General features: G+C 61.4%; 1 pseudogene. It reads right to left on the reverse strand.

Features of this window, described 5'->3' with window-relative positions:
- Positions 1-407: pseudogene (locus tag G3O01_RS44955) on the reverse strand (malate dehydrogenase); the annotation flags it as partial.
- Positions 408-796: the final 389 nt, after the last annotated feature.

Raw genomic sequence — 796 nt, forward strand, 5'->3', positions numbered from 1 at the left:
GTGTTCGCCGGGTTGCCGACGACCAGCACCTTCACGTCGCGGCTTGCGACTTCGTTCAGCGCAGCGCCCTGAACCGTGAAGATTTCGGCGTTTGCCGACAGCAGGTCCTTGCGCTCCATGCCCTTCGAGCGCGGACGTGCGCCGACCAGCAGTGCGACGTCGGCATCCTTGAATGCGACCTTCGGATCATCGGTGATCACGACGCCCGACAGCAGCGGGAACGCGCAATCGTCGAGTTCCATCACGACGCCTTTGACGGCGCCTTGGGCTTGCGGGAGGTCGAGCAGTTGCAGGATGACCGGCTGGTCCTTGCCGAGCAGGTCGCCGTTCGCGATGCGGAACAGCAGGGAGTAAGCGATTTGACCTGCGGCGCCGGTGACGGCAACACGCTTTGCGGGCTTAGCCATTGAAAATCTCCAGGACGGGTAAAGCGTTGGACACTCGCGAAAACGCCATTCTATGCGCGTTGTGCGGAGTGTTGCATTGAAGCAGGGCGGAGGACTCGCGACGGCAGACGCGGTGAACCTGGAGACGGCCGTGGCACGTAGCCGGGGACGCGCTTTTGCACCCGCGAACCCTTGCTCGACCCGGAGTGTAGGAGCCGTCTCGCTCAAAGTCAAACGGTATCATATGTCTTATATAAGACAGATGTTTTGCGGAAATTGAGTGGACTTAAAAGTGCGGTTTGTGATGAAATGCGCGCCATGACATCGAACCAGGCGAATACCGCGAATCAGACCGGCGCAGGCGGCCCAGGGCAGCCGGGCGCGAGCGATCCCGCATCTTCGCCTGCGGC

It is taken from the genome of Burkholderia sp. Ac-20365 (assembly GCF_017104715.1).
Classification (GTDB): Bacteria; Pseudomonadota; Gammaproteobacteria; order Burkholderiales; family Burkholderiaceae; genus Paraburkholderia.